Origin of the sequence: Limnohabitans sp. (assembly GCF_031539175.1) — a bacterium.
Lineage (GTDB): Bacteria > Pseudomonadota > Gammaproteobacteria > Burkholderiales > Burkholderiaceae_C > Limnohabitans.
On the sequence record NZ_JAVKLQ010000012.1, the window covers coordinates 16962 to 43305 of the forward strand.

Annotated in this window: 26 protein-coding genes; 17 read left to right on the forward strand and 9 right to left on the reverse strand. The window is 57.2% G+C overall.

The genetic code is table 11. From position 1 onward, the window contains the following. The first annotated feature begins 17 nt into the window (after positions 1–17). The 3 genes from RMS95_RS02605 to RMS95_RS02615 are packed head-to-tail and all read left to right on the forward strand — an operon-like array spanning position 18 to position 2529. Complete coding sequence (locus tag RMS95_RS02605) at positions 18–1205, forward strand: CoA transferase (RefSeq protein WP_310643326.1); 1188 nt, start codon at positions 18–20, stop codon at positions 1203–1205. Continuing rightward, complete coding sequence (locus RMS95_RS02610) at positions 1202–2140, forward strand: hydroxymethylglutaryl-CoA lyase (protein ID WP_310643328.1); 939 nt, start codon at positions 1202–1204, stop codon at positions 2138–2140. The genes RMS95_RS02605 and RMS95_RS02610 overlap by 4 nt, the downstream gene beginning before the upstream one ends. Beyond that, entirely contained in the window at positions 2137–2529 is a 393-nt protein-coding gene (locus RMS95_RS02615) for a VOC family protein (protein ID WP_310643329.1), read from the forward strand. Before RMS95_RS02610 ends, RMS95_RS02615 begins: the two co-directional genes overlap by 4 nt. Before the next feature lie 47 nt (positions 2530–2576). On the opposite strand, the gene RMS95_RS02620 is transcribed toward RMS95_RS02615, so the two are convergent. The 3 genes from RMS95_RS02620 to garD are packed head-to-tail and all read right to left on the reverse strand — an operon-like array spanning position 2577 to position 5725. After that, positions 2577–3449: a fumarylacetoacetate hydrolase family protein gene (locus tag RMS95_RS02620; protein ID WP_310643331.1), complete on the reverse strand. Its 873-nt coding sequence runs from the start codon at positions 3447–3449 to the stop codon at positions 2577–2579. A 21-nt stretch (positions 3450–3470) separates the two neighbouring features. Beyond that, positions 3471–4130 carry an energy transducer TonB gene (locus RMS95_RS02625; RefSeq protein ID WP_310643332.1) on the reverse strand — a complete coding sequence of 220 codons (660 nt, stop codon included), beginning with the start codon at positions 4128–4130 and terminating at the stop codon, positions 3471–3473. Between the two features lie 50 nt (positions 4131–4180). Next, the gene (garD, locus tag RMS95_RS02630; protein WP_310643334.1) at positions 4181–5725 is read right to left on the reverse strand and encodes a galactarate dehydratase; all 1545 of its coding nucleotides are present in this window, start codon (positions 5723–5725) and stop codon (positions 4181–4183) included. A 71-nt stretch (positions 5726–5796) separates the two neighbouring features. Between garD and RMS95_RS02635 the strand changes: the two genes are divergently transcribed. From RMS95_RS02635 to RMS95_RS02690, 12 genes are all read left to right on the forward strand, one after another. Beyond that, positions 5797–6846 carry a LacI family DNA-binding transcriptional regulator gene (locus RMS95_RS02635; RefSeq protein WP_310643335.1) on the forward strand — a complete coding sequence of 350 codons (1050 nt, stop codon included), beginning with the start codon at positions 5797–5799 and terminating at the stop codon, positions 6844–6846. A 124-nt stretch (positions 6847–6970) separates the two neighbouring features. Next, a complete protein-coding gene (locus tag RMS95_RS02640; protein ID WP_310643337.1) occupies positions 6971–7783 on the forward strand; it encodes an NAD(P)-dependent oxidoreductase in 813 nt (270 codons plus the stop codon). Between the two features lie 86 nt (positions 7784–7869). After that, a complete protein-coding gene (locus RMS95_RS02645) occupies positions 7870–8796 on the forward strand; it encodes a TRAP transporter substrate-binding protein (RefSeq protein WP_405023352.1) in 927 nt (308 codons plus the stop codon). Between the two features lie 11 nt (positions 8797–8807). After that, on the forward strand, positions 8808–9296 hold the full coding sequence (locus RMS95_RS02650) for a TRAP transporter small permease (protein WP_310643339.1): 489 nt from the start codon (positions 8808–8810) through the stop codon (positions 9294–9296). Continuing rightward, the gene (locus tag RMS95_RS02655; RefSeq protein WP_310643341.1) at positions 9287–10570 is read left to right on the forward strand and encodes a TRAP transporter large permease; all 1284 of its coding nucleotides are present in this window, start codon (positions 9287–9289) and stop codon (positions 10568–10570) included. The genes RMS95_RS02650 and RMS95_RS02655 overlap by 10 nt, the downstream gene beginning before the upstream one ends. A 36-nt stretch (positions 10571–10606) precedes the next feature. Next, a complete protein-coding gene (locus RMS95_RS02660; RefSeq protein WP_310643342.1) occupies positions 10607–11590 on the forward strand; it encodes an SMP-30/gluconolactonase/LRE family protein in 984 nt (327 codons plus the stop codon). 24 nt (positions 11591–11614) lie between these two features. Then, a complete protein-coding gene (locus tag RMS95_RS02665) occupies positions 11615–12577 on the forward strand; it encodes a tripartite tricarboxylate transporter substrate binding protein (RefSeq protein WP_310643344.1) in 963 nt (320 codons plus the stop codon). Positions 12578–12584: 7 nt separating this feature from the next. Then, a complete protein-coding gene (gene gudD, locus RMS95_RS02670) occupies positions 12585–13928 on the forward strand; it encodes a glucarate dehydratase (protein ID WP_310643346.1) in 1344 nt (447 codons plus the stop codon). Positions 13929–13946: 18 nt separating this feature from the next. Continuing rightward, positions 13947–14912 carry a tripartite tricarboxylate transporter substrate binding protein gene (locus RMS95_RS02675; RefSeq protein WP_310643347.1) on the forward strand — a complete coding sequence of 322 codons (966 nt, stop codon included), beginning with the start codon at positions 13947–13949 and terminating at the stop codon, positions 14910–14912. Between the two features lie 42 nt (positions 14913–14954). Then, positions 14955–15833, forward strand: a complete 879-nt coding sequence (locus tag RMS95_RS02680; protein WP_310643349.1) for a 2-hydroxy-3-oxopropionate reductase — start codon at positions 14955–14957, stop codon at positions 15831–15833. Positions 15834–15845: 12 nt separating this feature from the next. Next, positions 15846–16622: a class II aldolase/adducin family protein gene (locus RMS95_RS02685; protein ID WP_310643351.1), complete on the forward strand. Its 777-nt coding sequence runs from the start codon at positions 15846–15848 to the stop codon at positions 16620–16622. Between the two features lie 25 nt (positions 16623–16647). Next, positions 16648–17157 carry an OsmC family protein gene (locus RMS95_RS02690; RefSeq protein ID WP_310643353.1) on the forward strand — a complete coding sequence of 170 codons (510 nt, stop codon included), beginning with the start codon at positions 16648–16650 and terminating at the stop codon, positions 17155–17157. Between the two features lie 135 nt (positions 17158–17292). Here RMS95_RS02690 and fdxA read toward each other — a convergent pair whose 3' ends face one another. Next, entirely contained in the window at positions 17293–17622 is a 330-nt protein-coding gene (fdxA, locus tag RMS95_RS02695; protein WP_310643355.1) for a ferredoxin FdxA, read from the reverse strand. Between the two features lie 18 nt (positions 17623–17640). Next, positions 17641–19947 carry a molybdopterin-dependent oxidoreductase gene (locus tag RMS95_RS02700; protein WP_310643356.1) on the reverse strand — a complete coding sequence of 769 codons (2307 nt, stop codon included), beginning with the start codon at positions 19945–19947 and terminating at the stop codon, positions 17641–17643. A gap of 102 nt (positions 19948–20049) precedes the next feature. On the opposite strand from RMS95_RS02700, the gene RMS95_RS02705 reads away from it, so the two are divergent. Continuing rightward, complete coding sequence (locus RMS95_RS02705; protein WP_310643358.1) at positions 20050–20637, forward strand: TetR/AcrR family transcriptional regulator; 588 nt, start codon at positions 20050–20052, stop codon at positions 20635–20637. 1 nt (position 20638) lies between these two features. Continuing rightward, positions 20639–21154: a molybdopterin-guanine dinucleotide biosynthesis protein B gene (mobB, locus tag RMS95_RS02710; RefSeq protein WP_310643360.1), complete on the forward strand. Its 516-nt coding sequence runs from the start codon at positions 20639–20641 to the stop codon at positions 21152–21154. Positions 21155–21392: 238 nt separating this feature from the next. Here mobB and acs read toward each other — a convergent pair whose 3' ends face one another. From acs to RMS95_RS02730, 4 genes are all read right to left on the reverse strand, one after another. Further along, positions 21393–23357: an acetate--CoA ligase gene (acs, locus tag RMS95_RS02715; RefSeq protein ID WP_310643362.1), complete on the reverse strand. Its 1965-nt coding sequence runs from the start codon at positions 23355–23357 to the stop codon at positions 21393–21395. Positions 23358–23495: 138 nt separating this feature from the next. Continuing rightward, on the reverse strand, positions 23496–24068 hold the full coding sequence (locus tag RMS95_RS02720; RefSeq protein WP_310643364.1) for a DUF4337 domain-containing protein: 573 nt from the start codon (positions 24066–24068) through the stop codon (positions 23496–23498). A 25-nt stretch (positions 24069–24093) separates the two neighbouring features. Next, positions 24094–25566, reverse strand: coding sequence for an EH signature domain-containing protein (locus RMS95_RS02725; RefSeq protein WP_310643366.1), 1473 nt, complete (start codon positions 25564–25566; stop codon positions 24094–24096). 14 nt (positions 25567–25580) lie between these two features. Further along, positions 25581–26333, reverse strand: coding sequence for a hypothetical protein (locus RMS95_RS02730; RefSeq protein WP_310643368.1), 753 nt, complete (start codon positions 26331–26333; stop codon positions 25581–25583). Between the last annotated feature and the right edge of the window lie 11 nt (positions 26334–26344).

Genomic DNA, 26344 nt, shown 5'->3' on the forward strand with positions numbered 1-26344 from the left:
TTACAAAGCTTAAAACCATGTCCGCGTTAACAGGGCTCAAAGTGATTGAACTTGGGCAGCTCATTGCTGGCCCGTTTGCGGCCAAAACCTTGGCTGACTTTGGTGCTGACGTCATCAAAATTGAAACCCCCAAGACCGGTGACCCTCTGCGCAAATGGCGCTTGCTCAAAGACGGCACCTCGGTGTGGTGGCAAGTGCAGTCGCGCAACAAACGCTCGGTGGCACTGGACCTGAAAGAGCAAGAAGCGCAAGACATCGTGCGTCAGCTCGTGCAAGACGCCGATGTGTTGATTGAGAATTTCCGCCCGGGTGCGATGGAAGCTTGGGGCTTGGGTCCTGAGGCGTTGTTGGCCATCAACCCGCGTCTCATCATGCTGCGCATCAGTGGCTATGGGCAAACGGGGCCGTACCGCGACAAGCCCGGGTTTGGTGTGGTGGCCGAGGCCATGAGTGGTTTGCGCCACCTCACGGCTGAGCCGGGTCGTGTGCCCGTGCGTGTCGGTGTGAGCATTGGTGACACTTTGGCGTCGCTGCATGGCGTGATTGGCATTTTGATGGCGTTGCAAGAGCGTCAAACGAGTGGACAAGGCCAAGTGATCGACGTGGCTTTGTACGAGGCCGTGTTCAATTGCATGGAAAGCTTGCTGCCCGAGTACAGCGCCTTTGGCGTGGTGCGAGAAGCCGCAGGCAGCGCCTTGCCTGGCATTGCCCCGAGCAATGCTTACCGCTGTCAAGATGACGGTTATGTGTTGATTGCAGGCAATGGCGACAGCATTTTCAAACGGCTGATGCACACGATGGGGCGCGACGATTTGGGCAACGATCCAGCACTCACCGACAATGCGGGTCGTGTGAAACGCGTGGCTGAGATTGACGCAGCGATTGGCGTGTGGGCTGCACAGCGCAGCGTTGCGCAAGTGTTGGAAGCTTTGGACGAAGCCGCTGTGCCCGCCGGTCGCATTTACACCGTGGCCGACATTGCCGCAGACCCACACTACCAAGCACGCGAGATGATTCAACACGTGCAGATGGACGATGGCACATCGTTGGCTGTGCCCGGCATTATTCCGAAGCTCTCGCGCACACCTGGCAGCCACCGTCGCAATGCACCCAGCATTGGGCAGGATACCGATGCGGTGTTGCACGACATTGGTTTAACGTCAGCACAAATTCAAGCACTCAAAGACAAAGGCATCGTGGCATGACCCGCATTTATTTCAACGAAGTTGTCACCCGTGATGGCTTTCAAATCGAACCCGGGTTTATTCCCACCGACAGCAAGGTCGCATTGATCGATGCTTTGAGTTTGTGTGGCTACGCCAAGATTGAGGCCACGTCGTTCACCTCGCCCAAAGCCATTCCTATGTTGCGTGATGCCGATGAGGTGATGGGGCGCATTCAGCGTGTCGCGGGTGTGGAGTACACCGTGCTTGTGCCCAATCTCAGAGGCGCTGAGCGCGCGATGGAGGCGAAGGCGGATGAGTTGAATTTGGTCATGTCGACCTCTGAGACCCACAACCTCTCGAATCTGCGCATGACCCGCGCCCAGAGCTTTGCCGCCTTGGCGGGGGTGGTCCGTTATGTGGATGGCCAAACACCGATCAATGTGTCGCTCTCGACATGTTTTGGCTGCCCCATGGAGGGCGACGTCCCACAAGCGGATGTTCTGGCTATTGCGCGTCGTTTTGCAGACCATGGCGTGCGTGGCATCACCATTTGCGACACCACGGGCATGGCGCATCCTGTGCAAGTCCAGCGCATGGTTGAAGCTTTGCAAGCGCAGTTGCCTCATACCCAACTCACGCTGCACTTTCACAACACGCGGGGTATGGGCTTGGCCAATATCTTGGCTGCTGTGCAAGCGGGTATCACGCGTTTTGATGGCTCACTCGGCGGCTTGGGTGGTTGCCCTTACGCACCCGGCGCCAGTGGCAATGTGTGCAGCGAAGACGCGATCCATATGCTGGATGCCATGGGCTATGACACGGGCATGGATGTGACAAAACTGATTCAACTCGCACGTCAGTTGCCACAGATCGTGGGCCATGAGGTGCCGGGGCAAGTGGTCAAGGCAGGGCGCATCACTGATTTGCATCCTGCGCCTGCTGATGTGAACGCACTCAGAGGACTAGCGTCATGATTGACCATCTCGATCACTTGGTGCTCACCACCTTCAACGAAGATGCCTGTGTCGATTTCTACACACGCGTCATGGGCATGACGTTGGAGAGTTTTGTGGGTGGTACGCCACCGGTGACGCGCAAAGCGTTCAAGTTTGGCCACCAAAAAATCAACTTGCATGTCCGCGGCAAAGAGTTCGAGCCCAAAGCCCATGTGCCCGTGCCTGGGGCGCTGGATTTGTGCTTCATCGCCTCCGTCCCTTTGGATGAGGTGATCGTCAAACTCCATGCCGCAGAGTGGCCGATCATCGAGGGGCCAGTCATGCGCACCGGTGCGACACAGAAAATTCGTTCTGTGTACGTGCGTGACCCTGATTTGAATCTGATTGAAATTTCAGAGCTTGTCTGAGCGAACGCATGGCGGTGGCTGAGCGGCCATCGCCATAGCGCATATTTTTATTGCTCGTCGACGATGGGGTTGGACAAGGTGCCAATCCCTTCAATCTCGATTTCGCAAACATCGCCCGGGGCCATCCACACAGGGGGTGTGCGCGCATAGCCCACGCCGGCGGGTGTGCCGGTGATGACCACGTCTCCAGGCTCCAAGGTCATGCACTCGGTGATGATGCGCAGCGACTCCACCACGTTCCACAAGAAATCGCGCGTGTTGGCGTCTTGCATGACTTTGCCGTTCAAACGCGATTGAATACGTAAGCCTTCAGCGCCCATGGGCAACTCGTCCGGCGTGACCAGCCAAGGGCCGAAGGGGCCTGTGCCATCAAAGTTTTTGCCGATCGTCCACTGTGCTGATTTGCGTTGGTAGTTGCGAATACTTGCGTCGTTGAAGCATGAATAACCCGCGATGCAGTCGAGTGCGTTGGTTGCCGTCAGGTGGCGTGCGCGTTGACCAATCACCACAGCCAATTCGGCTTCATAGTCGAGCTGCGTGGATGCTTTGGGGCGCACGATGGCGCCTTGATGCCCGACCATGGAGGTGGCGCCGCGCATGAAAAAGCTGGGGTATTCAGGGCGAGCGTTGCCGCCTTCCTTGGCGTGGTCGGCGTAGTTCAAGCCCATACAAACAATCTTGCCGGGATTGGGGATCAATGGCAGCAGTTCCACCGAAGACAAGGTCCGGATGGCCGAGGTGGGGGCCTTCTGTGCAGCGGTGTGTGCTGCGGCCATCGCACCCTTTGTGGCAATGAGCGTTTTCAAATCTGCTGGCAAGTCAAGGCCGAGCAAACTCAGGTCGACAAACGTCTCGGACGACGCGTCTTTGATCCAGCCTACGCCCGTGTGGTTGTCTGTTTTGAAACTTAAAAATCGCATGGTGTTGTCTCCTTTTATTCGTTATTCCAAGCGCCAGGTGTATTTCATGCTGGCCCAGCTTTGCTCTGGCTTGCCATCCACCGTGCCGGGGCGGAATTGGCATTTGGAGAGCGCGTTGCGTGCCGCTTCATCCAAACGGTTAAAGCCGGAAGACTTTTCAATCTCGGCTTGCAACACGCGCCCATCCGTCCCAATCAAAAACTTCAGTGTGACGGTGCCTTCTTCTTCTAAGCGACGCGAGGCGCTGGGGTAGTCTGGTTTGGCACAGCTTGCGCCGGCTTGAATGGTCGCGCCCGTGCGGATGGCAGGTGCCGCGGGGGCCGGCGGTGCTGCCACCACGGCTGGCGCTGGGCTGGGCGGCGCGGGTGGTGCGACCGGCACCGTGATGGCTGGTGCGGTGCTGGGGGGCACTGGCAGCGGTGCAGCAGCAGGAGGAGGCGGCGTTTTGGGCGGCGGTGGTGGCGTTTGCGGGGGGGCAGGGGGTGGTGGCACGTTGTCGCTCAGCAACATGGCTTCCACTTTGATCTCGGTGATCTTCACCACTTTCTGGGCCAAGCCAGATTGAAGCGCCCAGAGCAGCAAGACATGCAGCAAGACCACCAGCGCGATGCTGGTGATGTGCTTGCGCGGGTTGCGTTGGCGCTGAGCGTAAGGGGAGGAGGAGGTCGAAGAGGTGGTCACAGGACGATGCAGAAAATCTGTCTTGATTCTAGGGCGCCTGCGTGAACACGTCAGGTCACAGGGGCTGGATTGAACAACACCAAGGCGTTGTGCAGTTTCCAGTGCTCTGCCCACGTCTTTTTGCGACCGCTGGCCACGTCGAGCATGAGTTGAAACAACTCCATCCCAACTTCTTCAATCGTTTTGTCGCCATCGGCGATGGTGCCTGCGTTGACGTCCATCAGGTCATGCCAGCGGCGGGCAAGGTCGGTGCGTGTGGCCACTTTGATGACGGGTACCTCTGCCAAGCCGTAAGGTGTGCCGCGTCCGGTGGTGAACACATGCATGTTCATGCCCGCGGCGAGTTGTAGCGTGCCGCAAATGAAGTCGCTGGCTGGGGTGGCAGCGTAAATCAGTCCTTTTTGTTGGAGCTTGTTACCTGGTGACAGCACCCCCGAAATCGGGGCAGAGCCCGATTTGATGATAGAGCCCATGGCCTTTTCGACGATGTTGGACAAGCCACCTTTTTTGTTCCCAGGCGTGGTGTTGGCGCTGCGGTCGACGCGGCCTCGGGCGAGGTAAGCGTCGTACCACGCCATTTCACGAATCATGGCTTGGGCCACTTCGGGGGTGGTGGCGCGTGAGGTGAGTTGGTCAATGCCATCGCGCACTTCGGTGGTTTCTGAAAACATCACGCTGGCGCCTGCACGCACCAGCAAATCGGTGCAAAAGCCGACAGCTGGGTTGGCTGTGACGCCTGAGAACGCATCGCTGCCACCGCATTGCACGCCCACCACCAGTTCGCTGGCAGGTACCGTCTCGCGTCGTCGCAGGTTCAATCGTTCGAGGTGGCGTGTGGCCGTTTGTATGATGTCGTCAATCATCGACATGAAGCCCACATGGGCGTCGTCTTGCAGGCACACCACGTCCAAAGCTTCTCCGCGTTGGTCGTTGATGGGAATGGCACCTGGCGGCATCAAGCGTTCGGGTTGCAGTTTCTCGCAGCCCAAGCTGACCACCATCACTTCGCCGCCAAAGTTGGGGTTGAGGCTGATGTTGCGCAGGGTGCGGATTGGAATTTCCGCGCCGTCTGCGTCAATGGCCACGCCACAGCCGTAGGTGTGCTCGATGCCCACCACGTCGTCGACGTTGGGGTATCGGGGGAGCAACTCGGCCTTGATGCGCTGGACCGCAAACGCCACCACGCCCGACACACATTGCACGGTGGTGGTGATGGCCAAGATGTTGCGCGTACCCACTGAACCATCGGCGTTGCGGTAGCCCTCAAAGGTGTAGCCCTCCAGCGGGGGCAGTGGGTCGGGCTTGATGGTGGCGATCGGCAAGTTGTCCAGTTCGCGCGCTTCAGGCATCTGCAACAAACGTTCGTGCACCCAGCTGCCTGCCGCAATGTCTTGCAACGCATAGCCAATCGGAATGCCATAGCGCACCACGGCACCGTGGGCGGGCAGATCGACCAAGGCGACTTTGTGGCCCTGTGGCACTTGGGTTTTCAGCGTCAGGCCGTCGGGCAGCACGGTGCCAGCGGGTAAACCGCCGGCGTTGGCCACGATGGCCACGTTGTCGCGAGCGTGCATGCGGATGGTGAGCGGGGTCATGGTGTCTCCTATTTCGGCATAATGATAGCGGTACCATTTATCGGGTCAAGACCGATTTGCAAGTGAGCGACATGATTGACAAAGACAACCCCAAACGTTCTCGCCGCAGCAGCGGTGCCATCACCTTGCGCGATGTGGCCATGCTGGCGGGCGTGGCGCCTATCACCGCCTCGCGTGCCATCAACACGCCGGGGCAGGTGTCGCCCGAGGTGTTGCGCAAAGTGCAAGAGGCCGTGCAGCGCACGGGCTATGTGCCCAACCGCATGGCGGGCGGCTTGGCGTCGTCTCGCAGTCGCCTCATTGCAGCCGTGGTACCCAGCACGGTGGTATCGGTGTTCATGGAAACCATCGAGTCGTTGAACGGCACTTTGTTTGACGCGGGGTACCAGCTCATGTTGGGTCAATCGGGCTATTCTGCCGAGCGCGAGGAACTGTTGCTTGAGGCCATCATTGGGCGTCGTCCAGATGGCATTTTTTTGACGGGCATTTTGCCGCCAGGCAGGGCCCGCACACGTTTGTTGGCCTCGGGTATTCCTGTGGTCGAAACGTGGGACTTAACGCCCACGCCGATTGACATGCTGATTGGCTTCTCTCACTCGGACATTGGGCGTGAAGTGGCTCAATTCTTGATGAACAAAGGCTATCAAAAGTTTGCAATTGTGCGCGCTGAAGATGAGCGTGCCGACCGCCGTACGGTGGCCTTTCAAGACGCGGTGGCGCAACGCGGTTTCCCCCCTGTTTTTGACGTGAATGTGGGGGCCTCGCGCTCCCTCAAAAGCGGGCGCGATGCGATGGCCCGCATTTTGACTGAGGCACCGGGTGTGGAGGCTGTGTTTTGCAGCTCCGACTTGTTGGCCTTGGGTGTGATGACGGAGGCTCGCGCTCGCGGGATGTCCGTGCCCAGCGATGTGGCCGTGATGGGTTTTGGCGATGTGCCGTTTGTGGCCGACATGGTGCCTGCGCTCACTACCGTGCGCATCAATGGGGGGCAAATAGGCGAGTTGGCTGCTCGCTTTTTGATCGATCGTGCGGAGAGTCGACCTGTGGACCCTCGCATCGTCGACGTGGGTTTCTCGATCATCGAGCGCGACAGCACGGCCCTAGCGAAAACCCTAGGCTAAAACCATTGACGGTCAGTTTTTCCCTCGTTACCATCCCTTTAAATTCATTTGGTAGCGCTACCAAATGAAGTGATTGTCAAAAATCACCCGCAGCTCAACATCACCTCAACTCAAAGTGGCTTCCATGGCATCAACCTCATCACATATGTACTCGCGTTTGCTATTGACGGGCGCATCAGGTGGTTTGGGCCGCGTGCTGCGCCCACGTTTGAAAAACCGTTGCGATGTGTTGCGCGTCAGTGACTTGTCAAATTTGGGCGATGCGGGCGTTGCTGAAGAGGTGATGCATGTCGCTTTGCAAGATCGCCCTGCCGTGATGCAAATGTTGCAAGGTGTGGATGCGGTGGTGCATTTGGGTGGTATCTCCACCGAGCAACCGTTTGACGACATCGTGCAAGCCAACATCATTGGCGCCTACAACTTGTACGAAGCCGCTCGCATTCACGGCACACGCCGCATTGTGTTTGCCAGCTCCAACCACGTGACGGGCTTTTATCGCCAAGACGAGGTGGTGGACGCCACCATGCCCGTGCGACCCGATGGTTACTACGGCTTGAGCAAAGCGTTTGGCGAAAACTTGGCCCGTTTTTACTTTGACCGTTACGGCATCGAGACCGTGGCGCTGCGCATTGGCTCCTCATTCCCAGAGCCCAAAGACCGCCGCATGCTTGCCACGTGGATGAGCTACGACGACTTGGAGCGTTTGGTGGTCGCCAGTCTCAGCTCACCTGTCGTGGGCTACAGCGTGATTTACGGCATGTCTGACAACCACCATGTGTGGTGGGACAACACACCCGGCAAGCACATCGGCTACCGCCCGCAAGACAGCTCCGAGCCATTCCGTGCGGATGCCGAAGCGCGTCAGCCGATTCTCGATTTGAACGACCCCGCCGTGATTTACCAAGGTGGCGGCTTTGTCAAAGCGGGTCCTTTTTGATTTTTTTAGACAACACAACAGGAGACAACACCATGACAAAACGCTTCAGCCTGATTCAGACCTTGGTGGCCACGGCCGCTGCTTCGATGTTCGCCATGTCGGCCAACGCCACCGAGTTCCGTTCGTCCGACACGCACCCCGATGACTACCCCACAGTGCAAGCGGTGCGCCACATGAGTGAAGAGCTGAGCAAGGCCACCAATGGCAAGCACAGCATCAAGGTGTTCTCTAAGTCCACCTTGGGTCAAGAAAAAGACACGATCGAACAAACCAAGCTCGGCGCCATCGCCATGACCCGCGTCAACGTCGCCCCCATGAACAACATCTGCGCGGCCACCATGGTGCCCACCATGCCGTTCTTGTTCCGCTCGATCGAGCACATGCGCAAGGTCTTGGATGGCGCGATTGGTGAAGAAATTTTGAAAGACTGCGAACCTCAGGGCTTCGTCGGTTTGGCGTTCTATGACTCAGGTGCCCGTTCGATCTACACCGTGAAGAAACCCATCAAAACCTTGGCCGATGCCAAAGGCTTGAAGGTGCGCGTGCAGCAAAGCGATTTGTGGGTGTCTGTGCTGGAAGCGATGGGCGCCAATGCCACGCCCATGCCTTATGGCGAGGTGTACACCGCACTGAAAACCGGTTTGGTCGATGCCGCTGAAAACAACTACCCCTCATATGAGAGCTCACGCCACTTCGAAGTGGCCAAGTACTACAACAAGACCGAGCACTCGATGGCACCCGAGATTTTGTTGTTCTCTAAGAAGGTGTGGGACACCCTGTCCGCTGAAGATCAAAAGCAAATCCGTGCGGCTGCCAAAGAGTCGGTGACGTACATGCGCAAGCTGTGGGATGAGCGTGAAGCCAAGTCGTTGGCGATTGTGAAAGCCGGCGGTGCTGAAATTGTGGAAGTGGACAAAGTCGCTTTCCAAAACGCCATGAAGCCGGTGTATGACAAGTTCTTGAAGGACCCCAAACTCCAAGACATGGTCAAGCGCATCAACGCTGTCAAGTAACTGAGCCGTTCATGTACACACGCTTTTGTGCCGCCTTAGCGCGGTTTTGTTTGAAGGTGGGCGTCGGTGGCCTGGGGCTGCTGATTGCTGCCGTGCTTTACCAAGTCGTTGGGCGCTACGTGTTCAACGACACGCCCACTTGGGCGGAGAGTGGGGCCGTGTTGTTGGTGCTCTACGTGACCATGCTGGGCATGGCTGTTGGGGTGCGCGACGCGGGCCATATTGGCTTGGAGTCTTTGTTGGTGCTCGTGCCTGAGAGCGTGCGCTTGAAGATGGAGCTGCTCATTCACGCCCTCGTGCTGGTGTTTGGCCTGATCATGGCCTACAACTGCGCGGTGTTGGCGCAAAGCGTGTGGGACTACAAGATCCCGACCTTGGGATTGTCCGAAGCTTTCAAGTACGCCCCACCTGCTTTGGCGGGCGTCTTGATTGCTTTGTTTTCGTTGGAACACATCATCGCCTTGTTGCGCGGTGACGAGGTAGAACCCGCATGGCATTGACTATTTTGTGCGTGAGCTTCACGCTGTTGCTGCTGTTGGGTGTGCCTGTGGCGTTCTCGATTGGCCTGTCGTCATTGGCGACGCTGTTTTACGAGGGCTTGCCGCTGGCGGTGGGCTTTCAGCAAATGATTTCGGGCATGAACCCGTTTTCGTTCCTCGCCATTCCGTTCTTCATTTTTGCCGGCGAGATCATGATGTATGGCGGCATTGCCGACAAGATCGTGGATTTCGCCAAATCGCTCGCAGGTCATGTGCGCGGTGGCTTGGGCATGAGCAATGTGTTGGCGTGCACCTTGTTTGGTGGCGTGTCGGGCTCGCCTGTGGCGGACGTGTCGGCCATGGGCGCCGTGCTGATTCCACAAATGAAAAAAGAGGGCTACGACGCCGACTACGCGGTCAACGTCACCACCCATGCTTCCTTGGTGGGCGCGTTGATGCCGACCAGCCACAACCTCATCATCTTCACGTTGGCAGCCAGTGGCAAGGTGAGCATTGCAGCTTTGATTTTGGCGGGCATCGTGCCAGCCATTGTGTTGACCATTTGTAACTTGGTGGCTGCGTATGCGGTGGCGGTGAAGCGTGGTTACCCCGCAGGCACCTTCCCCGGTTGGGCGGTGGTGGGGCACTCGTTTGTGCAGTCGCTGCCAGGTTTGTTTGTGGTGGTCATCATCATCGTGGGCATTTTGTCGGGGGCGTTCACGGCGACGGAATCAGCCTCGGTTGCGGTGGTGTGGGCCTTGTTCTTAGCCGCGGTGGTTTACAAAAAACTCACGCGTGACCAGTTGATGAAAGCAGCCTCTAAAGCGGTCAAGAGCACGGGTGCGGTTCTGTTGCTGATTGGCATCAGCTCCATGTTTGGCTACTTGATTGGTTTGTATGGCGTGGCTGAGTTGACGGGTAATTTGTTGTCAGGCTTCAGCAGCACACCTTGGGTCATCTTCTTGTGTGTGAACGTGATCTTGTTTGTGTTGGGTACTTTTCTCGACATGGCCGCCACGATTCTGATTTGTACGCCCATCTTTTTACCCATCTGCCAGCAAATGGGCATGAGCACCGAGCAGTTCGGCATCGTCATGCTCATCAATTGCGCCTTAGGCCTGAACACCCCACCTGTGGGCACCACCCAGTTTGTGGGTTGCACCATTGGCGGTGTGTCGGTGGGCACGGTGATGAAAACCATTTGGCCGTTTTACGGTGGCTTGATTGCTGCTTTGATGCTGGTGACTTACGTGCCCTCGTTCTCGATGTGGCTGCCCAACTTGATTTTGAAATAAGCCCCACGGCCCATTCACCTGAACTGACACACCCGTATGAACCAAGGTCCTTCCATCCCCTTTGCTACCAGCCCTCGCTACCCTGATCCGCGCATCGAGGTGTTGGACGAGCGGTTTCACAAACTGCGCGTGTTTAGCAGCAGCGTGGAGCAGCTCTTCAGCGGCATGCGTTGGGCTGAAGGCCCTGTGTGGTTTGGTGATGGTCGCTACCTGTTGGTGTCTGACATTCCCGGTAACCGCATCTTGCGTTGGGATGAAGCCTCAGGGCAGGTGAGTGAATTTCGCACGCCCTCGCACAACGCCAATGGTTTGACGCGCGATCGGCAAGGGCGATTGTTGACCTGTGAGCACCAATCGCGGCGCATCACACGCACGGAGTACGACGGCCGCATCACCGTGCTGGCCGATCGCTTTGAAGGCAAGCGCCTCAATTCACCCAACGACATCATTTGCCAAAGCAATGGCGCAGTGTGGTTCACCGACCCCCCGTTTGGCATTGCCGGTGATTGGGAGGGCGACCCTGCGCCTGCCGAGTTGCCGCATGCGGTGTACCGCATCGCGCCTCAAACGGGTGCATTGCAACAGGTGTTGACCGATGTGCCAGGACCCAACGGTTTGGCGTTTTCGCCCGACGAGTCGGTGCTCTATGTCGTCGCGAGCCGTGCCAAACCGCACCGTCAAGTGTGGGCGTATGACGTGGACGCAGAGGGAGGGCTCACCAATCAACGGTTGGTCATCGATGCCCAAGGCCCTGGTGCCTTGGACGGTATTGCGGTCGATGCGGACGGCAACCTTTGGTGTGGCTGGGGCAGCGATGGCTCGGCACACGGCAACCCTGAACAGCTCGACGGCGTGCGTGTCTTTGCCCCAGATGGCAGCGCCATTGGCCACATCCATTTGCCTGAGCGTTGCGCCAACGTCTGTTTTGGCGGCGCCAAAAACAACCGACTTTTCATGGCCAGCAGCCACTCGCTGTATGCCATTTACACCAACACCCGTGGCGCGAATGCGCTCGGTTGATTTCAAAGAAAGAGAGACTTCTCTATGAAAAAACGCAACTTTTTAATGGCTTGTCTCGCGGGTTTCTTGACCGTGACGGCGGCCCACGCTTGGCCTGACAAAAACGTCACCTTGGTGGTGCCTTTTCCACCTGGTGGCTCTACCGATTTGATCGCTCGCACCTTGGCACCCAAGCTGCAAGAGAAACTGGGTGGCACCTTCATCACCGACAACAAAGCCGGTGCCACAGGCACGATTGGCGCGGGCTTTGTCACCCGCGCAGCCCCCGATGGCCACACCTTGTTTGTGTCTTCCTTAGGCCCTTTTGTGATCGCCCCCCACTTGTTGACCAAAGTGCCTTACGACGCCTTGAAGGACTTTGACTACATCACCGTCGCCGTGCAGGCGCCCAACGTGTTGGTGGTGCCTGCGAGTTCGCCCTTTAAATCGATGGCCGATGTGATTGCTTTCCAAAAAGCCAATCCCAACAAAATGACCTTTGCCTCTTCGGGCAATGGCAGCAGCGACCACCTGACGGCCGAGTTGTTTTGGCTGCAAACTGGCACCACGGGCATCCACGTGCCTTACAAAGGCGGTGGCCCCGTGATGACCGATTTGCTCGGAGCGCAAGTCGACTCATCGTTCATGAACATCAACACGGCCATGCCGCAAATCGTGGCGGGCAAGTTGCGTGCGCTCTCGATCACCAGCGCCAAGCGCTCGCCCTTGTTGCCCAATGTGCCGTCGTTGGAAGAGTTGGGCATCAAAGACGCCAATGTCAACTCTTGGCAAGCCATTGCAGCGCCAAAAGGCTTGCCTGCAGACATCAAAGCCAAGTTGCATGCCGCCATTGTGTCGGCCTTGAACGACCCGCAAGTCAAACCCAAACTGTTGGAGTTGGGGTTTGAAATTGTGGCCAACACGCCTGAGCAATTCACGGCATTTCAAGCGGCAGAGTTTGCGCGTTGGAAGAAGCTGATTGAAACCCGCAACATCAAAGCAGACTGAACGATTTATGGCCAATACCACTGTGACGCAAGCCCCTGTCATCACCCAACTGCGTGTCATCCCTGTCGCGGGGCATGACAGTATGTTGCTCAACCTCTCAGGCGCACACGGCGCATTTTTTACCCGCAACATTCTCATCCTGACGGACAACGCGGGCCGCACAGGCATCGGTGAAGTGCCAGGCGGTGAAAAAATTCGCGCCACGCTGGAAGAGGCGACCGAGTTGGTGGTGGGACAAAGCATCGGCAATGTGCAAGCGGTGCTCAATGCCATGCGCACCCGTTTTGCCGACCGCGATGTCGGTGGACGTGGCTTGCAAACCTTTGACTTGCGCACCACCATCCATGCCATCACGGCGGTGGAGTCGGCCTTGCTGGATTTGCTGGGTCAACACTTGAATGTGCCAGTGGCTGCGCTTTTGGGCGAGGGTCAACAACGCAGTTCGGTGGAGATGCTGGGTTACCTGTTCTTCGTTGGCGATCGCACGCAAACCGATTTGCCGTATCGTCAAGAGGCCGATGCCGACAATGCGTGGTTCCGCTTGCGCAACGAAAAAGCCATGACCCCCGAATCGGTGGTGCGTTTGGCCGAAGCGGCGCGCGAAAAATACGGGTTCAACGATTTCAAACTCAAAGGCGGTGTCTTGGCAGGCGAGGCTGAAATTGAAGCCGTTCGTGCCTTGCACGCACGCTTCCCACAAGCCCGTGTCACCTTAGACCCCAACGGCGGCTGGTTGCTCAAAGATGCCATTCGCTTGATGCGCGACATGCGCGGTGTGGTGGCCTACGCCGAGGACCCCTGCGGTGCTGAAGAAGGGTTCAGTGGTCGCGAAGTGATGGCTGAATTCCGCCGCGAAACCGGTTTGCCCACCGCCACCAACATGGTGGCCACCGATTGGCGTCAGATGGTGCATTCGTTGTCGCTGCAAAGCGTGGACATTCCCTTGGCCGATCCGCATTTCTGGACCATGGCGGGCTCGGTGCGCGTGGCGCAAACCTGCCGCGACTGGGGCCTGACCTGGGGCTCGCATTCCAACAACCATTTCGATGTGTCGCTGGCCATGTTCACCCATGTGGCGGCGGCGGCACCGGGCAAAGTCACGGCCATCGACACGCATTGGATTTGGCAAGACGGCCAAGGCCTCACCCAAGAGCCCTTGCAGATCGTGGATGGCCATGTGCAAGTGCCGCAAAAACCAGGTTTGGGCATTGCTTTGGACATGGCCAAAGTCGAAGCTGCGCATCAGTTGTACTTGCAACACGGCTTGGGCTCGCGTGACGACGCCACGGCCATGCAGTACCTGATTCCGGGCTGGAAGTTTGACCACAAACGCCCGTGCATGGTGCGTTAACAGAACACGGATCACCTCATGACAATGCATTCACGCCTCTTCATTGCCGTTGCTTTGTGTGCGTTGTCGATCACGTCCGCTTGGGCATGGCCAGACAAACCCGTCACCATCGTGGTGCCGTTTCCGCCTGGGGGCGGTACCGATACAGGGGCCCGCATCGTTGGGCAAAAACTCAGCGTGAAGTGGGGACAGCCTGTCACCATTGACAACAAAGGTGGTGCGGCGGGACAAGTCGGCGCCGATTTTGTGGCGAAAGCCAAACCTGATGGCTACACCCTGTTGATGGGCAATGTGGGCACGCAAGCCATCAATCCAGCGTTGTACAAAAAACTACTTTACGACCCCGACAAAGCATTTGCACCTCTTTCGCTCGTGGCAGAACTGCCTTTGGCGATGATGATCAACCCATCGGTTGCGGCAAAGTCTGACAAAGAATTTATCGCGCTTGCCAAAAGCCAACCCGGTAAATTGAACTACAGCAGTTCGGGTGCTGGTGGTGGGCCACACCTTGCTGCTGAATTGTTCAAAGACGCCACGGGCACCTTCATCGTTCACGTGCCTTACCGAGGCGGTGGACCGGCCATCACCGACTTGTTGGCGGGCAACGTTCAGCTTTCATTCATGACCGTGCTAGAGGCCAGTGGACACATCAAGGCAGGTAAATTGCGCGCCCTTGCGGTCACTAGCGAGCAGCGCGTGAGTGCCTTGCCCGATGTGCCCACGCTGGCAGAAAGCAGTATTCCTGGATTCAACGCCATCAGCTGGATTGGTTTGCTGGCACCAGCAGGAACGCCAACAGCTTTGGTTGAAAAAATTTCTGCAGACATCCGAGACGTTGTGGAGTTGCCGGAGGTCAAGAATCGTTTGATCGATTTAGGCGGCATTCCCAAAGCCACATCACCTGCTGATTTCAGCAAACTCATTGACACCGATCGCAAACGTTACACCGCCGTGATCAAAGACCGCGCTATCACCGCGGACTGATTGATTTCGGCTTTCTCACACAGTGACTCAAAAAGGAAACATATGAAAATTGGATTCATCGGCTTAGGCATCATGGGTTCACCCATGGCACAGCATCTTTTGGCCGCCAAGCACGAACTGTTCGTTCGTACGCGCAGCAAAGTACCCGCCGAACTCGCAGGCGCCACGGTGTGCGCTACCAATGCAGACGTGGCGCGCGCGGCAGACATCATCTTTTTGATGTTGCCCGACACCCCCGATGTGCAGACCGTGTTGTTTGGCAAAGACGGCGTGGTTGAAGGACTGAGCGCTGGCAAAGTGGTGGTGGACATGAGCTCGATCTCCCCCATTGAAACCAAAGCGTTTGCACAAAAAGTCAACGCAGCAGGTGCGGAGTATCTGGATGCGCCCGTGTCGGGCGGTGAGGTGGGGGCCAAGGCTGCCAGCTTGACCATCATGGTCGGTGGCACTGACGCCACGTTTGAGCGAGTCAAACCACTGTTCGAGTTGATGGGCAAAAACATCACCCATGTGGGCGGCAATGGCGATGGTCAAACCACCAAGGTGGCCAACCAAATCATCGTCGCACTCAACATCGCAGCCGTGGGCGAGGCCTTGCTGTTCGCCAGCAAAGCCGGTGCCGATCCAGCCAAAGTACGCGCCGCCTTGATGGGTGGTTTTGCGTCTAGCCGCATTTTGGAAGTGCATGGCGAGCGCATGATCAAACGCACGTTCAACCCAGGTTTTCGCATCGCCTTGCATCAAAAAGATTTGGGTTTGGCGCTCAGCGGCGCCAAGGCCATGGGCGTGGCCTTGCCACAAACGGCGTCGGCTGCACAGCTCATGCAGGTGTGCGCCGCGCACGGGTGGGATCAACTTGACCACTCTGCCTTGGTGAAATCCCTAGAGCTGATGGCGTCACATGAGGTGAGCGAAGGCTGATATCCTTTTCTCATGCAAATACCTTCATTGAAAAACCAAGTCAGCCCCGAAGAGTGGGCTTTGCGTGTAGACCTTGCGGCGTGTTATCGCCTCGTGGCCATGTACGGCATGAGCGATTTGATCTTCACGCACATCAGCGCCAAGTTGCCTGACAGCGTGTCGGGTGATTCGCCGCAGTTCTTGATCAATCCCTATGGCTTGATGTTCGATGAGATCACCGCTTCGTCGTTGATTCGCATTGACATGGCGGGCAACCAAATCACGCCGTCGGAGTTCAGTGTGAACCGTGCGGGCTTTGTGATTCACAGCACCATCCACGAAGCGCGACATGACGCTGCGTGTGTGTTGCACACCCACTCGCGCGCGGGTGTGGCTGTGAGTGCGCAAAAGGCGGGTGTGTTGCCTATTTCGCAGCAAGCCACGCTGTTGATGAGCTCGCTGTGCTACCACGACTACGAAGGCTTGGCGGTGCACGACGACGAGCGGGCCCGCCTGAAGGCCGACATGGGCAGCAGCAACTACATGGTGCTGCGCAACCACGGTTTGTTGACGGTGGGCAAAACGGTGGCAGACGCCTTTTTGGCGATGTACTTTTTGGAGTCCACCTGCCAAATTCAAATCAGCGCACAAGCGGGCGGTGAACTCAATAGGGTGCCGCAAACGGTGTTGGACGGCGTGGAAACGGCCATGCGTCTGCAGCAGGGGCAAGGCCGAGGCTCGGCAGGACAACTGGCCTGGCCAGCCCTGTTGCGCCGCTTGGACCGGTTGAATCCAGGCTACGACCAATAAAGCAGCCAAACACGGGGAGCTAGACATGACCTCTGACGAACTGCGCGAAATTCAAGCGCCTTTCAAGGCGAAGTACAAGGCCTCGCCTGAGACCGCTGTGATTCACAGCTGCGTCACGGGCGCTTTGTTGCTGGACCATCCCGCCTGTCGCATCGACACCTTGCAAGGCCCCGTCGTGGCTGGCATGCACCCGGCCGTGGGAGGCGACGGCAGCGAAGCGTGTTCGATAGACATCTTGTTGGAGGCCTTGGTGGGTTGTGCGGGTTTGACCTTCAATTTGGTCGCGACGGCCATGGGCATTCCGTTCAACGATGTGAAGATCAAGGTGCACGGGGCATCCGACATTCGTGGTGCTTTGGGCATCAACAAAGAGGTGCCGGTGGGCGTGACCCACATTCGCTTGCACTTCGAGGTTGATTCCCCCGCCACCGACGAGCAAGTGGCGCTGCTGGTCAAACAAACCGAACGGTATTGCATGGTCTATCAAACCTTGCTGCAGCCGCCTGTGATTGAAACCGCTGTTTCTCGTGTTTGAGCAGAACAGCTTGTGATTTGAAAATTCACACGCTATTCGGTAGCTATCGCTCATAGTCATTGATGGCCTCAGATCGACCCATAGTTGTGAATAGTGCTCTTTGCTAAATGAAAGCAGACGTGTAGCTGGCTTTTCTCAATGTTGAAGCATCGCGAGCTTCCCCTTGCGATCTTTCCAGACCTCGGCATCAGGAAGTGGACTCTTTCGTTTGGTGATGGTCTTCCATCCAGGGGTTTGGCAAAGCTCTGCATTGATGGCGACCATGTGCCCTTGGTCTGCGGGAAGGTCTTCCTCTGCATAGATCGCATTGACAGGGCATTCAGGTATGCAAACCGCGCAATCGATGCATTCGTCAGGATCAATGGCCAAAAAATTGGGCCCTTCCACAAAGCAATCCACTGGGCAAACATCCACACAGTCGGTGTATTTGCATTGGATGCAGCTCTCTGTCACAACATGGGTCATGGCGTCTCCGGCACTGTCTTAGATTTGAGCAAGTCGTTCCAAATGAACAGGCACATACTTGTGCCAAGGCGTTCCGGCAAAAGGGTCGCGGTCAGCGGTGTTGGTGAGTTCGTTCACAGAGACTCCTCTGCGAGCCAACATGCCATCGGCACCGGGGTAATCCAAGCCGTGTCCGTTGGGCATGGAAACATAGCCACGCTGTAACTCGTCCGTCAACTCAATGGGCGCTTTCGCGCTGCCACGGGGTGTTTTGAGTTGGACCCAATCACCCTCTGTGCATCCCAGCATGGCGGCGTCTTCGGGGTGGATGCGCATGACGCTGAAGTCGCCCTTCTTCATCCAGTCCGGATTGCGGATGGATGTTTGGCTGGTCTCTGCCCGGCGTTCACCGGCACACAAGATGAAGGGGTAGTCTGGTCTGTGGTGTGGCAATTTGTTGTCAATCGTTGCCAACTCGTCCAGCATCTCCTGGATGTTCAGATTGATTTTGTGATCCGGTAATTTCACGGCGTCCCAGCTGTCTCTGTATTGGCTCACGCCAAAGATGACGCCAGATGGGCTGTTCAATATGGCTTCAAACAAGCGATTGCCTGCGATCAAAGGCGGGCCGCCGAATCCAGCCCCCTTGGCAGCGGCAGCTTGCGTGCGGACGTATATCTGGCTGATGCCCCACAGAGTGGCCGCTGGCGCCAAGTTGGCTGGCAGGCTGGGCCCCAAAGTGCGGTAAAGCACCACAGGGGCATACCGCACCACCTTTTTGTCGCGTGCCGATTTCCAGGCAAAGGCCAGGCCAAACGCCGTGCGCCCCAGGCGAGCTGCACCGCGTAAAAATCTGTAATGGGTTTCGTCCAACTCTCCCATCGCTTCCAGAAGGCGTGCATGTATTTCTGCCTCTGTCAACGTGCCAGGCCTGGGCGGCAAGTGAGGGTGCCGCAAATGAAATCCGTTGCGTGGAAACTCCAAATTGAAAAACGTGGCCTCAGCCTTTTCAAATTGGCTGCTGGCGGGCAAAACATAGTCGGCCTGTCGCGCGGTTTCTGTCATGGCCACATCGATCACGACACTCAACTCTAATGCACGAAGCGATTGGCGCATGCGCTGACTGTCCGCCAATGAGTGCACTGGATTGGCACTTTCGATGAACATGGCCCGAAACCGCTTGGGGTGCTCCGTCAAAACTTCATCTGGAATGACGTTGCACGGAATCAATCCCATGATCACTTTGGAATGGGTGACTGGGCTGTGCGTCCACTTTCGGGGCGCTGCGGGCTTGCCCGAGTTCGATTTTTTGGATGTGCTGCGTGTGGAGTTCGAGAGATTGAGGAGCGGTGCAAACGCGTTGTTGGCCCCCTTCTTGGCATAGTTGCCCGTCAGCAGCCAGACCAAGCGATTGAGGTAGCTGTTGAGTGTGGAATGCAAACTCATTTGCACACCCAGGTCTTCAATCATCGACACGCTTTGGGCACTGGCAATTCGTCGTGCAGCAGACCGCAGCATCGATTCATCCACGCTGCAAATCTTCGCGTATTCTGCGACGTTGATTTTTCGCATGGCCGCTTCTACTGCTGCATAGCCGGTGGTGTGTTCATCCAGCCAGGCTTTGGCGACCAAATTCTCTTGGACCAGGATGGCCGACAAGGCTGACAGGCACCACGCATCTGTTCCGGGCTTGACGGCCAGGTGGAAGTCCGCCATTTTGGCTGTCTCGCTGCGCCTGGGGTCGATCACGATCATGGCGCGGTTCGGATCGTTCTGAATCTCTCGCAAAATCACACGTGTGCGGGCAAAACCATGCGATTGCCACGGGTTCTTGCCCAGAAAAACGGCGACCTCACAGTGCTCAAAGTCGCCATGCACCGGGGCTCCGGCCATCTTGCCTTGCACCCAGCCTTCCCCCGTCTTTTCTTGTGCAAGTGCGTTGGAACGGTACTGGATACCCAGTGCCTTGATGGTGCTGTCGGCATACGTCCCACCCAAATGATTGCCTTGGCTGCCGCCACCGTAGTAAAGGATGCTGTCACCGCCATGCTGCTGCTGGATGGTCTTGAACTTCTCGGCAATCTCGCGAATGGCCGTGTCCCAATCGATGTTCTCGTAGGTACCGTCGGCCTTCCGGCGTTTCGGTGTATCAATGCGGTCAGCACCGTTTTGGTAAAAGTCCATTCGCTGCGATTTTTCGCAGATGTAGCCTTGAGAAACAGGGTTGTCCTTGTCACCCTTCACCTTGGTGATCCGCCCATTTTCCGTCTTGATTTCCAAGCCGCAGTTGATCGAGCAAATGATGCATGCGGATTTCTTCCAGCCTTCTGTTTCAGCAGTTTCCATGGCGATGTATTCCTGAATCAATAGCGGTTGATTAATGGGGTAATGACTGTTATCCTACGTCACGCCATCAAATACTGTCAACACAGATTTTTAGAAATTTCTATGCGCTACAACGCTGAATACAAAGAGCAAGCAAGAGAAAAACTGCTCCATGCCTGTGGTCGGCATGCCAAACAGAACGGCTTCAATGCCACTGGCTTGGCCGATCTTGCCGCGGCAGCGGGCGTGACTACGGGCTCTGTGTACAAGCACTTCAAGGGCAAGTCGGATCTGTTCGTCAACATCATCCAGGCAGAACTCAAGCGCACCGCAGACATGTATGCCTCGGTCGATTCAAGCGATCCAGTGCAGGTCGCACGAGCCCTCGCGGCTTATCTCAGCTTGGCACATGTGCACAACGCAGGCGCAGGTTGTCCTTTACCGTCTTTGACGCCAGAGGTTGCCCGCGCAGATGACGAAGTCAAATTGCCATTTGAACAAGGCGTTCAAGCCATTCACGCCAATGTGACCGCCCTCACAGGGGATGCCCATTCGGCTTGGGCCATCATGGCTCAGAACGTGGGCGCCGTCATGCTTGCGCGCGCCATGCGCAGTGAGCGGCTCCAGCGCGAAGTGTTAAGTGCGGTGCGTCAAGCGGGTGAAAAAATCATGGGCCAAGACGAGCCAATGCAGCCAGGCCAGCGGAGTTGAAATGCGCGTATTTGGCATTGCAGGGCATTCTGGGATGGGCAAAACCACGCTGCTGGAACACTTGGTTCCGGCGTTGCAAGCCCGAGGGCTGGTGGTGTCTGTGATCAAGCACAGCCACAAAGATTTGGACATGGACCGGCCAGGCAAAGACTCTTACCGACTGCGTGAAACAGGGTGTCAGGAAGTGCTGCTCATGGGCCGACGCAGATGGGTTTTGATGCACGAGCTGAGCGAAGACCTTGAACCGCCACTGGCGCAATTACTGGACAAGTTGCAAGCGTGTGATTTGGTGCTGATTGAAGGGTTCAAGCAGGGTGATTTCCCCAAGCTGGAGGTCTGGCGTGCGGCGCTGAACAAGTCGCCACTGTGGCCCACAGTGCCTGGCGTCATGACAATGGCAAGCGACGATTCGACAGCTCCATTTGGCATGCCTGTTATCGCGCTGGCCGACATAACGCGCATTGCTAATTTCATTGTTGAGCATGCTGAAATGCACAATGCATCACTGAATCCTTGAGCTGTTTTGAAGACCTAATCAGTATCCGGTATTGGTCGACAGCGGTCATCGTTTGTAAATGACAGATCGACCTGAACGTCTGCAAAGCAGTCAAGCGATAGACGGGGTGATTTTTTTATACAAAGGGCGACAGCTACCGAACAGCGAATACCCAACAAAAAGCCCGCTGAAATTTCAGCGGGCTTTTTGTTGGGGCATCAGGCTCTGAGACAGGGCCTGATGCGTTGATCGGTTTCGATCAGTGGTTATCAGTCAACTGGTCCAAGATGGCTGGGTTTTCCAGTGTCGAGATGTCTTGTGTGATCGCCTCGTTCTTGGCCAAGCTGCGCAGCAAGCGGCGCATGATCTTGCCAGAGCGAGTCTTGGGCAAGTTGTCGCCGAAGCGGATGTCTTTGGGCTTGGCGATGGGGCCAATTTCTTTGCCTACGTGGTCGCGCAAGATTTTGGCAATCGCTTTGGCTTCGTCGCCTGTGGGGCGTGAACGCTTCAACACCACAAACGCGCAGATGGCTTCGCCGGTGGTGTCGTCAGGACGACCCACCACAGCGGCTTCAGCCACCAACTCGGTGCAGCTCACCAAGGCCGATTCGATTTCCATCGTGCCCATGCGGTGGCCAGACACGTTCAACACGTCGTCGATACGGCCAGTGATGGTGAAGTAGCCAGTTTTCTCGTCGCGGATCGCGCCGTCCCCAGCCAAGTAGTACTTGCCCTTGAATTCTTCTGGGTAGTAGCTCTTCACGAAGCGCTCTGGGTCACCCCAGATGGTGCGAATCATCGAAGGCCATGGGCGCTTGACCACCAAGATACCGCCTTGGCCGTTAGGCATGTCGTTGCCCGCTTCGTCCACGATAGCGGCTTGGATGCCGGGGAAGGGCAGTGTGCAAGAACCGGGAACCATCGGTGTCACGCCTGGCAGAGGGGTGATCATGTGACCACCGGTTTCTGTTTGCCAGAAGGTGTCGACGATCGGGCAGCGGCTGCCGCCCACGTGCTTGTAGTACCACTCCCAAGCGGCTGGGTTGATGGGCTCGCCCACTGAACCCAACAAACGCAGGCTAGACAAGTCGTAGCTCTTGGGATGCACAGCATCGTTGGCTTCCGCCGCTTTGATGAGTGAACGGATGGCTGTTGGTGCTGTGTAGAAGATCGAGACTTTGTGGTCTTGAATCATCTTCCAGAAACGGCCAGCGTCTGGGTAAGTGGGCACGCCTTCAAACACAATCTCAGTGCCGCCCAAAGCCAAGGGGCCGTAGGTGATGTAGGTGTGGCCAGTGACCCAACCGATGTCGGCGGTGCACCAGAACACGTCGTTGGCTTTCAAGTCAAACGTCCACTTGGTGGTCAAAGCTGCATGCAGCAAGTAGCCGCCCGTGCTGTGTTGCACGCCTTTGGGCTTGCCAGTGGAGCCCGATGTGTAGAGCAAGAACAGGGGGTGCTCAGCGCCCACCCATTCGGGTTCGCAGGTGGTGGCTTGTTGGTCAGCCAACTCACCCAACCATTGGTCACGGCCTGCGACCATGGCGACGTCGCCACCGGTGCGCTTGACCACCAACACGTTTTTCACAGAGTCGCAACCACCCAAAGTCAGGGCTTCGTCTACGATGGCCTTCAAAGGCAGGGCTTTGCCGCCACGCACTTGTTGGTCTGCAGTGATGATGGCGATAGCGCCTGTGTCTTCCACGCGATCGCGCAACGACTGGGCTGAGAAGCCGCCGAACACCACCGAGTGGGTCGCGCCGATACGGGCACAGGCTTGCATGGCGGCCACGCCTTCGATCGACATGGAGATGTAGATCATCACGCGGTCGCCTTTTTTCACGCCGATCGATTTCAAGGCGTTGGCGTATTGGCAAGTCTTGGCCAGCAGTTGGCTGTATGTGGCTTTGGTCACTTCGCCGCCGTCGGCTTCGAAGATGATGGCGGTTTTGTCGCCCAAGCCTTTTTCGATGTTGCGGTCCAAGCAGTTGTAAGAGGCGTTCAATGTGCCGTCTTCGAACCACTTGAAGAAAGGGGCGTTGCTCTCGTCGAGCACTTTGGTGAAGGGGGTTTTCCAGCTCAGCAGTTCGCGGGCTTGGTCGGCCCAAAAGCCTTCGTAATCAGTCTCAGCTTTTTTGCACAAGGCTTCGTAAGCGGCCATGCCGGACACGTTGGCTTGTTTAACGAACTCTGCGGATGGCAAGTGAATGGTGATGTCGCTCATAGAAACGGTCTCCTCTTTATTAGACGGCTAGCTTTCAAAACCCCACGACTGTGGGGCTGTGCTCTTACAAGGGTCTGACTGATTCGGGCCTGACAAGCGCGTTGTCCCTAGGGTTGTCCCGCGCTTAAGTGACAACTCTTAAATCAATAAGAGAAAACCATTGATGGTTGACAAAATCCCCAAAAACCCCAGCCCACTGGGCACCCAAAAGAGCGTACGAACGCCGGTCAGAATGGCCACCGAAGTCAACACAATGGCAATTTGCAGCAAGGCTTCGGCGTAGTCAAACCACGGGTCTTGTTGCATCGCGATGTCCCGCTCGTGCTCATGTTCTTTGGCTTTGGCCATGAGTTCTTTTTTGCCGTCGCCGGTTTCAGGTTCTGACTCGTAGCGGGCGATGTTCTTTTGGTAATCCGCCAATTTTTTCTCGAGCAAAACCTTGGCGGCTGGGCTCAGCTTGTCTTGGGCGAGTTGAACCTGTATGTCATCAGCCGCGATTTTGTAATCGGTTTGGCGGATGTTCTTGGCTTGGTAGAACGCAAACGCATTGGCCGCCAAGACGTTGTGCACCATCGTTTCCTTGGCGGCGTTGTTGCCGCCCAAGCTGGCAATGGCCAGCACCATGGCCAACAAAGACACCAGCATGGCGCAACGGGTACGAAAGGGGTCGTTGCCGTGCTCTGGCAATTCGGTTTCTGGCATTTCGCTCATGGGGTCTTCCTTTGAAAAAATCGGATTAGGTTGTGGGGATGGGCATCAAATCTGCCAAGGACAGGTGAATGTTGAGATGCTGGGCGATGAATTGGCGCGCCGTGTCTTGCCACGTGCCCTGCTTGGAGCCGGTGTGCAGCAGTCCAGGGTCTTGGTCTTGACCTTGGTTGAAGTCCAAGGGGGTGGCAAAGCGCAGCTCGAACAACTCGTAGCGCGGCATGTAGAGTTTGGGCGCTTGTCGGTTGAAGGCGTTGATGGCGCGCAGACGGCCTTGGTGGCTCCAGTCGCAAAACAACAAATCACCCATGCGCAGCATGAGCACGCTTTGGTTGGGCGCGATCTTGCCCAAAATTTGGGCGTAGCTTAGTTCGCCCGCAGGGTCGATGCGGGCCAGTTGGGCCGCTGCATCTTCGCCCAAAGCCACCCACGCCTCGCTGATGTGGCCACTTTGCGAATAGGCTTGCCAAAACTGGCGGCGGTAAGGGCCGATGTCGTCTTGGGTGTGTTTCAGAATGTCAAAAAACGCATCCAAGGTGCGTGCGGTCAACCAGCGGCTGGCGGTGGCAATGGCCTCGCGTCGCACGCCCAGCCAACCGGCGTGGTCGTGGCGTGGGTCGCCCAAGGTGCGCAGCAGTTCAGATAGCAACGCGTTTTGCAACTCGGGTGGCGGCGAGCGTTCAAACCACGGTGAGAGCAAGTTGTAGGCAAAGTCGTCGCGGCACAGCGGGTAGCGAAAGCGACGCGCATCGGTGTTGGGGGCATGGACAGCCCACTCGCACAAGCGCTGCACGTAGGCCAAGCTGCTGCGCACGTCTTCAGGGGCATCCAGTGCATGCATGAAGGCTTGGCGGCAAAACGGACTGAGCCAAAAACCATCGCTCAAGTCGTGCTGTGTTTGCCATTGCACCAAGCTGATCTGCGGTGGCAGGCTCAAGATGTCGCGGGCGATGTTGGTCGGGCCTAGCTTGGGATCAAACATGTCAAGTTCGGTGACCAGACGGACCAAGCCCGCCGATTGACCGCCTTCCAAAGCTTGGATCACCCGAGGCTGCTTGAAGAAAGTACCGGCGGCTTTGGCGAGTTTGAGCAGCACTGGGTTCTCAAGATCGAAGTGCTGCCAATAGGTGTGCAACATGCTGCGGCCCCAACGCATGGGGCGGCGGCTGCGCACAGTTTCGTGCAGGGTTTGGGCCAAGTAACGGTCGACCAAGGCCGTTTGGGCGTCCAAGCCTCTGCCGCCACTGAGCCACAGGGCGTAGGGAATGTGGCGCCAGTCACGCAGACGTGGCGTGGGTGTTTCTTCGGTGTCTGAGGACAGCGCCTGCCGAGCCGCATGGGGCAGTAAGGGCGCGAAGTTGACGGCTTCAAAGGCCGCGTAGGTGCGTTCGCCCACGCTGCGTAAATCGGGGTCGTTGCCAATGCCATTGCCGCGCTTGACGCGTACCGCCAGTGCCAGCTGGTCAAAGTCGAGGGGCAGGGACGCAAACAACGCAGTCATGAAGGCTTGCGCTTTCAGCGCACGGTTTCTTGCATCTTTTTCAAGGTGCTGGTCGCGCCTTTGGCGGCCGCGCTCTCACCGGCTTGGAAGGCCAGCACAAAGCGCAATTCGACGCGGCGGTTTTGGGCGGCGTCTTTTTTGCTGCTGGGGCGTTCATCGGCGTAGGAGCTGATGCCAAACACGGGTTGCTCGCGCTCGTTGCGAAAGTGTTGCATCGGTCCAGCATTGAGCTCTTTGTACACGGCGCGGGCGCGGTCGAGTCCCAAATGCCAGTTGCTGTAGTCGCCACGTTGCAGCGGCACCGAGTCGGTGTGGCCTTCGATCAGCACGGTTTCAATTTCGACATGCTGCGGGTTGGGTGGGCAGTTGGCCGGCAATTGGCGGCGCTGCGAATAGATGTAGCACGGCAGCACCTGTTGCAGCTGCTCGGCCGATTGGCGCAGGGCGCGCACGCCGTTGGCTTCTAAATCAGGGCGACCGCGCGCAAACAAGGTATCGGTGGGCAAGGTGATGACGCCCGAGGCTTGGTCGATGGCCACGGGTACACCGGCTTTTTGCAAGCGGCTGCCAATGGCTTGCACCACGCCTGCCAGTGGGTCTGGCGGCGCCACGTCGGTGGGCAACTCTGGCTTGCGGGCCAGCAACACCATCACCATGACGATGAAGATGAACAGCAGGCCAATCATCAAGTCACTGGCCGAGGCCATGTAGCCCGACTCTTCGACCTGTTCGTTGACGGCGGAGGGGCGGCGGCGTTGAATCAGCATGGTGGAGCGTT

Coding starts and splice junctions, on each gene's coding strand:
- RMS95_RS02640 (WP_310643337.1), top strand. CDS start 6,971: ATGGCATCAACCTCATCACATATGTACTCGCGTTTGCTATTGACGGGC.
- RMS95_RS02645 (WP_405023352.1), top strand. CDS start 7,870: ATGTTCGCCATGTCGGCCAACGCCACCGAGTTCCGTTCGTCCGACACG.
- RMS95_RS02660 (WP_310643342.1), top strand. CDS start 10,607: ATGAACCAAGGTCCTTCCATCCCCTTTGCTACCAGCCCTCGCTACCCT.
- gudD (WP_310643346.1), top strand. CDS start 12,585: ATGGCCAATACCACTGTGACGCAAGCCCCTGTCATCACCCAACTGCGT.
- RMS95_RS02725 (WP_310643366.1), bottom strand. CDS start 25,566: ATGACTGCGTTGTTTGCGTCCCTGCCCCTCGACTTTGACCAGCTGGCA.
- RMS95_RS02690 (WP_310643353.1), top strand. CDS start 16,648: ATGACCTCTGACGAACTGCGCGAAATTCAAGCGCCTTTCAAGGCGAAG.
- RMS95_RS02615 (WP_310643329.1), top strand. CDS start 2,137: ATGATTGACCATCTCGATCACTTGGTGCTCACCACCTTCAACGAAGAT.
- RMS95_RS02720 (WP_310643364.1), bottom strand. CDS start 24,068: ATGAGCGAAATGCCAGAAACCGAATTGCCAGAGCACGGCAACGACCCC.
- acs (WP_310643362.1), bottom strand. CDS start 23,357: ATGAGCGACATCACCATTCACTTGCCATCCGCAGAGTTCGTTAAACAA.
- RMS95_RS02635 (WP_310643335.1), top strand. CDS start 5,797: ATGATTGACAAAGACAACCCCAAACGTTCTCGCCGCAGCAGCGGTGCC.
- RMS95_RS02685 (WP_310643351.1), top strand. CDS start 15,846: ATGCAAATACCTTCATTGAAAAACCAAGTCAGCCCCGAAGAGTGGGCT.
- RMS95_RS02665 (WP_310643344.1), top strand. CDS start 11,615: ATGAAAAAACGCAACTTTTTAATGGCTTGTCTCGCGGGTTTCTTGACC.
- RMS95_RS02605 (WP_310643326.1), top strand. CDS start 18: ATGTCCGCGTTAACAGGGCTCAAAGTGATTGAACTTGGGCAGCTCATT.
- RMS95_RS02700 (WP_310643356.1), bottom strand. CDS start 19,947: ATGGAAACTGCTGAAACAGAAGGCTGGAAGAAATCCGCATGCATCATT.
- RMS95_RS02610 (WP_310643328.1), top strand. CDS start 1,202: ATGACCCGCATTTATTTCAACGAAGTTGTCACCCGTGATGGCTTTCAA.
- fdxA (WP_310643355.1), bottom strand. CDS start 17,622: ATGACCCATGTTGTGACAGAGAGCTGCATCCAATGCAAATACACCGAC.
- mobB (WP_310643360.1), top strand. CDS start 20,639: ATGCGCGTATTTGGCATTGCAGGGCATTCTGGGATGGGCAAAACCACG.
- garD (WP_310643334.1), bottom strand. CDS start 5,725: ATGACCCCGCTCACCATCCGCATGCACGCTCGCGACAACGTGGCCATC.
- RMS95_RS02650 (WP_310643339.1), top strand. CDS start 8,808: ATGTACACACGCTTTTGTGCCGCCTTAGCGCGGTTTTGTTTGAAGGTG.
- RMS95_RS02655 (WP_310643341.1), top strand. CDS start 9,287: ATGGCATTGACTATTTTGTGCGTGAGCTTCACGCTGTTGCTGCTGTTG.
- RMS95_RS02675 (WP_310643347.1), top strand. CDS start 13,947: ATGACAATGCATTCACGCCTCTTCATTGCCGTTGCTTTGTGTGCGTTG.
- RMS95_RS02680 (WP_310643349.1), top strand. CDS start 14,955: ATGAAAATTGGATTCATCGGCTTAGGCATCATGGGTTCACCCATGGCA.
- RMS95_RS02620 (WP_310643331.1), bottom strand. CDS start 3,449: ATGCGATTTTTAAGTTTCAAAACAGACAACCACACGGGCGTAGGCTGG.
- RMS95_RS02705 (WP_310643358.1), top strand. CDS start 20,050: ATGCGCTACAACGCTGAATACAAAGAGCAAGCAAGAGAAAAACTGCTC.
- RMS95_RS02730 (WP_310643368.1), bottom strand. CDS start 26,333: ATGCTGATTCAACGCCGCCGCCCCTCCGCCGTCAACGAACAGGTCGAA.